This is a genomic window from Rhodococcus sp. YH3-3 (assembly GCF_001653035.1).
In the GTDB taxonomy this organism is placed as follows: Bacteria; Actinomycetota; Actinomycetes; order Mycobacteriales; family Mycobacteriaceae; genus Rhodococcus_F; species Rhodococcus_F qingshengii.
The window spans coordinates 718485-724716 of the sequence record NZ_BCWH01000003.1; the positions used below are offsets into that span (position 1 = coordinate 718485).

The 6232-nt window shown below is 62.9% G+C and carries 8 protein-coding genes; 4 read left to right on the forward strand and 4 right to left on the reverse strand.

The window, feature by feature from the left end; genetic code table 11:
• The coding region (locus YH3_RS28625) for an alpha/beta fold hydrolase (RefSeq protein ID WP_371595536.1) at positions 1-362 on the reverse strand (362 nt) is incomplete at its 3' end.
• A gap of 138 nt (positions 363-500) precedes the next feature.
• On the opposite strand from YH3_RS28625, the gene YH3_RS28630 reads away from it, so the two are divergent.
• Together YH3_RS28630 and YH3_RS28635 are read left to right on the forward strand one after the other, a co-directional pair.
• Complete coding sequence (locus tag YH3_RS28630) at positions 501-875, forward strand: OB-fold nucleic acid binding domain-containing protein (protein ID WP_003942613.1); 375 nt, start codon at positions 501-503, stop codon at positions 873-875.
• 52 nt (positions 876-927) lie between these two features.
• Positions 928-1641 carry a DUF3159 domain-containing protein gene (locus YH3_RS28635; protein ID WP_003942611.1) on the forward strand — a complete coding sequence of 238 codons (714 nt, stop codon included), beginning with the start codon at positions 928-930 and terminating at the stop codon, positions 1639-1641.
• Here YH3_RS28635 and YH3_RS28640 read toward each other — a convergent pair.
• The 3 genes from YH3_RS28640 to YH3_RS28650 all read right to left on the reverse strand — a co-directional run bounded on the left by YH3_RS28640 (position 1634) and on the right by YH3_RS28650 (position 3375).
• Positions 1634-1927, reverse strand: coding sequence for a GNAT family N-acetyltransferase (locus YH3_RS28640; RefSeq protein ID WP_064444541.1), 294 nt, complete (start codon positions 1925-1927; stop codon positions 1634-1636). The genes YH3_RS28635 and YH3_RS28640 overlap by 8 nt on opposite strands.
• Before the next feature lie 33 nt (positions 1928-1960).
• Positions 1961-2623: a TrkA family potassium uptake protein gene (locus YH3_RS28645; protein ID WP_003942632.1), complete on the reverse strand. Its 663-nt coding sequence runs from the start codon at positions 2621-2623 to the stop codon at positions 1961-1963.
• A gap of 86 nt (positions 2624-2709) precedes the next feature.
• Entirely contained in the window at positions 2710-3375 is a 666-nt protein-coding gene (locus tag YH3_RS28650) for a TrkA family potassium uptake protein (RefSeq protein WP_003942587.1), read from the reverse strand.
• A 171-nt stretch (positions 3376-3546) separates the two neighbouring features.
• Between YH3_RS28650 and YH3_RS28655 the strand changes: the two genes are divergently transcribed.
• Positions 3547-5541: an APC family permease gene (locus YH3_RS28655; protein ID WP_007732857.1), complete on the forward strand. Its 1995-nt coding sequence runs from the start codon at positions 3547-3549 to the stop codon at positions 5539-5541.
• A gap of 48 nt (positions 5542-5589) precedes the next feature.
• Positions 5590-6232, forward strand: a 643-nt coding sequence (locus YH3_RS36910; RefSeq protein WP_371595644.1) for a TRAM domain-containing protein, incomplete at its 3' end; no start/stop codon positions are given.

The following is a 6232-nucleotide window of genomic DNA, read 5'->3' on the forward strand; positions in this document are numbered from 1 at the left end:
GAGCGCAGTTGCCCGGCGGTGAACCGCGCGCTCGCTGCTGCGGGGGCGTCGTCGGCCGAGCCCGTCCAGGCCGGAAGCGCTGCCAACACACTCACGGTTCGATCGGGATTGTCGGCGGCCCACTGGAGTGCAACGGCCGCTCCGATCGAGACCCCTCCGACGATGATTCGGCCGTGCGTGTCCGCGGCTCTGTCCATCGCGTCCAGATAGCCGTCCACGACACGCCGAGGGTCCGGTTCAATTGCGACGATGCGCACACCCAGAGCCTCCAGCGGCGCCCGGAATGCGCGGTCCGCGAAGTGGGCGTCAGAGCCTGTACCTGGGAGAACGACGGCAACGGTCGCCGATTCCGAGTTCTGCATCTCTTGATCTTGCCCGGTGCCCCCGAGACGCGGACTGACCGGTGTGGTTACACGCTCGTAATGGGTCTACAGTGGCGATCACACAGCCCTTCACGTGACGCGAAACCCTTGCGTCGCACATGTTCGCAGGAGCGCGCAATGGCACCCGCCGCCGCAGGATATTTTCGTCGACTGACCCAGCGTCTGACCGAGGACGTCGACCAGTTGGACGCCCAGGAGATGGCCGAGTCCAACAAGGCTTCCGGAGGTCAGAAGGCATGCGATTGTCGTCGCGGTGAAGAAGTCACGATGGTGGGCCGACTCCGCAGCGTCGACGCGTGTCCCAAGTCGGGAAATGCCAGCATCGAGGCCGAGTTCTTCGATGGCACCGAGGTGATCAATCTCGTCTGGATCGGGCGTCGCCGGATCCCGGGAATCGAGACCGGTAAGACCCTGCTGATCCGCGGTCGTGTGGGCGAGCGTGACGGTCGCAAGGCGATCTTCAACCCTTACTACGAACTGCGCGGCGAATAGGCGCGTTTCCCGCATTTACCGTGCAACTCGGTGACTGTGGCACCCTCGACAGGTGACTGAAACACAACAGCGATCGGTAATCGACCAACTCGGCGGGCTGAGTGGTCTGATCTATTCGTCTTTGCCGATTCTGATTTTTGTCCCGGTCAACAGCATCTGGAATCTCACCGCGGCAATCTGGGCCGCATTGGGCGTCGCTGTCGCTATCGCGGCCTGGCGCCTCTTCCGCAAGGATTCCCTCCAACCCGCTATTTCCGGTTTTCTCGGAGTCGGAGTTTCCGCATTCATCGCCTACCGCACCGGCGACGCCAAAGGATATTTCCTCTTCGGTATCTACACGAGCCTCGCCTACGGTGCGGTCTTCCTGATTTCGATCCTCGTGCGCTGGCCCCTCGTCGGAATCATCTGGGGCTATCTCAACGGGCACGGCAATCTCTGGCGCAAGCACAGCTCCGCCGTCCGGCTCTACGACGTCGCGACGGCGGCGTGGGCGTTGGTCTTCGGTGCGCGGTATCTCGTTCAGTCACAGCTCTACGACACCGACCACACCGGATGGCTCGCAGTCGCGCGTATCGGCATGGGTTGGCCGTTGACCGGTTTGGTGCTGCTCGTGACGGTCTGGGCTGTGCGTAAGGCCGATCGCATCGTCGAGCCTGAACCGGTTGTGGAGCCCGAAAGCAGCGAGCCCACCGCAACGGACGCAGGGTCCGAAGAGGTGGGCTCGGTGAATCTGACGAAGCCGCGCGAAGACCGCGATCTCAGCTGATCAGGTCCTGGTACTCGGGGTGCTTGTCGAGGAACTTCACGACGTACGGGCACACCGGGTGAACCTTGAGGCCGCGTGCTCGTAGGTCGTCCAGAGCCTGGCGGACGAGAACCCCGGCCAATCCGAAACCTTCGAAGGCGGGGTAGATCTCGGTGTGGTTTAACGAGACGACGTCACCGGAGGTGGTGTAGTCCTCGATCCCGGCGAGGTCGCCGTCGGCATGGATCTCGTACCGGCTCTGGGCCGGATTGTCGGTGACTACGGTGTTTTCGGGCGCTTGTGCCATGTGATTCCCTTTCGTCGTCAGTGTGTTCGTCGGTCAATTCTCCAGGCGGAGTGCAACGCGCAACTGATCCTCGGCGTCGACGGCCGCAACGAAGAGCAGTTCGTCCCCGCCTTCGATGGGATCGTCCATCTGCGGGACGATCACGCGTCCGCCACGCAGGATGGTGACCAGTGCGCAGTCTCGCGGAAGTTCGAGTTTCTTGACGGCTTTTCCGGCAAGAGGTGTGTTGTCGGGCAACGTGATCTCGACGAGGTTGGCCTGTCCCTGCCGCAGTGTCATCAGTTTGACCAGGTCACCGACCGAGACGGCCTCTTCGACGAGCGAAGCGAGCATCCGCGGTGTCGAGACGGCGACGTCCACGCCCCAGGACTCGTCGAAGAGCCACTCGTTGCGGGGATCGTTGACGCGGGCGACAACTCGGCGAACACCGAACTCGGTTTTCGCGAGCAGACTGAGGACCAGGTTTGCCTTGTCGTCTCCGGTCGCGGCAATCACGACCTCGTACGACTCCATCGACGCGTCCTCGAGTCTGCTGAGTTCGCAGGCGTCCGCGTGCACCCACTTCGCCTCGGGCACCGACTCCGGTTCGATGTGATCGAGTTTGCGTTCGATCAGCATGACGTCATGTGAGCTTCGAATCAGCTCTCGCGCAATGGAACGGCCTACGGCGCCGGCTCCGGCGATGGCGACCTTCATCGAGAACTTCCAATCACGTTGTAGTGCAACACAGTCGCAGTCTTGTTGTGGGGGACGGCGTACGGATCATTCATCTGCGGCCTCCCTCAGTCGTCGCTCGGCGGCGGGTTGCCGGCCAGTGCGACAGCTTCGGCGACGGTTCCCGACACGGCGGCGATGTAGACCTGATCGTCGGCCTGGATGACAGTCTTGCGGTCGGGGAGAATGCCGGTCCCGAAGCGGATGATGAAGGCGACTCTCGAACTGGTCGCGCCCTCGAGGAGCGCGATCGGCTTGCCCGCCCAATCCTCGTGCAGGGCAAGTTCGGTGATGGCGACAGTGCCCGAAGGATCGCGCCACTTCGCAGTCTGACTTTCCTTGGTCAACGTGTGCAGGAAACGATCCGTCGACCACGGCACGGTGGCGACCGTGGGAATGCCGAGTCGCTCGTAAACGGCGGCACGCTTGGCGTCGTAAATACGTGCGACGACGCGTTCGACGCCGAAAGTCTCGCGTGCAACTCGCGCTGCGATGATGTTGGAATTGTCTCCCGAGGACACCGCGGCAAAGGCGTCGGCCCGCTCGATTCCCGCCCGGACCAGCACGTCACGGTCGAACCCCATTCCCAGAACCTTGGTTCCCGGGAAGTCGAGATCGAGACGCAGAAACGCACTCTGATCGCGGTCGATGACGGCGACCTCATGTCCGATCCTGGTCAGAGACGCGGCGAGGGAAGAACCCACTCGACCGCACCCCATGATGACGACATACACGCCCTACTCCGTTCATGGACCCTCATGGCGCGATTGCACGCCGAATCGAACGGTACAGCCCCTCACGGGAAGAGCAAGTACAACGGTCGCCCGCGTGCCGGTTGTCACGACAAAAGGTGAAGTTGGGGCTCTGATGACTCCGAATCGGGCGAGACGGCTTACGCTTTGCACGTGTCTAAGCTCTCGACCGCTACCAAGCGGCTCCTGCTCGGTCGGCCGTTCCGAAGCGACAAACTCGGGCACACGCTGCTACCCAAGCGAATTGCACTACCGGTCTTCGCGTCCGACGCGATGTCGTCCGTCGCGTATGCCCCCGAAGAAATCTTCCTGGTTCTCTCCGTCGCGGGTATTTCCGCGTATGCGTACACCCCCTGGATCGGATTGTCCGTCGCCATCGTCATGGCTGTGGTGGTGGCGAGCTACCGCCAGAACGTCCACGCATACCCCTCCGGTGGCGGCGACTACGAGGTCGCGACGGTCAACCTCGGCCCGACCGCCGGTCTGACCGTCGGTAGTGCGCTGATGGTCGACTACGTGCTGACGGTCGCCGTGTCGATCTCGTCGGCGGCGTCGAACATCGGCTCGGCGCTACCGTTCGTCGCGCAGCACAAGGTGTTGTTCGCAGTTGCGGCGATCGTGTTGCTGACCGCGGTCAACCTTCGCGGTATCCGTGAATCGGGGACCGCGTTCGCAATTCCGACCTACGCATTCATCGTCGGCATGTTCCTGATGCTCGGGTGGGGATTCTTCCGGATCTACGTCCTCGGCGAGGATGTGCACGCGGAATCGTCGTCGTTCACGCTCAACGCCGAGGATTCGCATCTGTACGGAATTGCCTTCGCGTTCCTGATCGCCCGCGCATTCTCCTCGGGCTGTGCCGCACTGACCGGCGTCGAGGCCATCAGCAACGGCGTACCGGCGTTCCAGAAGCCGAAGTCGCGCAACGCTGCCACGACCTTGCTGCTGCTCGGGTCGATCGCCATCGTCCTGCTGATGGGCATCATCATCCTGGCTCAGAAGATCGGCATCGTCTACGCACACAATCCGCAGGAACAGCTGGTCGGAGCGCCGGAGGGCTACCATCAGAAGACCTTGATCGCGCAGATCGCCGAAGCCGTGTTCAGTGGTTTCCCGATCGGTTTCTTCTTCATGGCGATCGTCACGGCACTGATCCTGGTTCTGGCCGCGAACACCGCGTTCAACGGATTTCCGGTACTCGGATCGATCCTGGCGCAGGATCGGTACCTACCGCGTCAGCTGCACACGCGCGGCGACCGACTGGCATTCAGCAACGGAATCCTCTTCCTCTCCGGTGCTGCCATCGCATTCGTCGTGGTGTTCGGCGCCGAGGTCACCAAGCTCATCCAGTTGTACATCGTCGGCGTCTTCGTCTCGTTCGTGCTCAGCCAGACGGGCATGATCAAGCACTGGACTCGGCATCTGAAGTCCGAGACCGACAAGGCGCAACGGGCCCGTATGCAGCGCTCGCGAGTGATCAATTCGATCGGTCTGGCAATGACCGCCACCGTCTTGATCATCGTTCTGATCACCAAGTTCGCTGCCGGCGCATGGATCGCCATCGTCGCGATGGTCGCGATCTTCATCGTGATGAAGATGATCCGCAAGCACTACGACAGCGTCGCAGCCGAGCTCGAGGAGCAGGAGTGGGACGGCGTACTGCCCAGCCGCACGCACTCGATCGTGCTCGTCTCGAAGTTGCACATGCCGACGATGCGAGCTCTCGCCTACGCGCGAGCAACGCGACCGGACACCCTCGAAGCCATCACGGTCAACGTCGACGAGCCGGACACCCGTGCACTCGTGCGTGAGTGGGAGAAGAGCGACGTGACGGTTCCGCTCAAGGTGATCGAGTCGCCGTACCGCGAAATCACCAAGCCGGTTCTCGATTACGTCAAGCGTGTACGACGCGATGCTCCGCGTGACGTCGTCACCGTCTTCATTCCCGAGTACGTCGTCGGACACTGGTGGGAGCAGATCCTGCACAATCAGAGCGCGCTTCGTCTGAAGAGTCGTCTGCTTTTCCAGCCCGGCGTGATGGTGACCAGCGTTCCGTGGCAGCTGAGTTCGTCGGCAAAGGCGAAGCCGCTCGACATCGAGAAGACCGCAGGTGCCACGCGTCGCGGTTACGACACCGGCGAGAAATGATCACCGGCGAAAAATGATCGGCAACATCGAAATGGCAGGCGTAGTTCGTTGAGTGAGAATTGGACCGGACAGACCTTCGAGGTCGATCTGGGCAACCCCGGTCACGGCGGGTTCGTCGTCGCCCGGCACGAGGGGCGGGTCGTGTTCGTCCGTCACGGTTTGCCGGGGGAGCGTGCGCTGGTCCGGGTGACCGAGGACAAGGGCGGATCGTTTTGCCGCGCCGACGCGATCACCGTTCTCGACGCTTCTCCGCATCGGATCGATCCGACGTGCCCGATCTCCGGCCCGGGCGGGGCGGGCTGCTGCGACTACTCGCATGCGGATCTGAGCGTCCAACGTGAGATGAAGACCTCGGTCGTGCGGGAGCAGCTTCTGCGACTGGCTCGTGTCGAATCGGACGTCGAGGTAGAGGAACTGCCCGGAACCGGAGGCGGAACGGGTTGGCGCACGCGAGTCCGGTTGGCGGTGGACGGGCACGGTGTCGCCGGATACCACGCGTACCGCAGCAACCGGATCGTCACAGACCTGCGGTGCACCCAGATCGATCAGAGCGCGTACGACGGTCTCGGCGGTGCGCAGTGGGCGCCAGGTAGCGAGCTGCAGGTCGTTCTCGACGCTGCGGGCGAGCGGCACGTCGTGGAAATCGCGGCACCCGCGGTGTCCAAGACGGGACGGCGGACGCCCGGGCGAC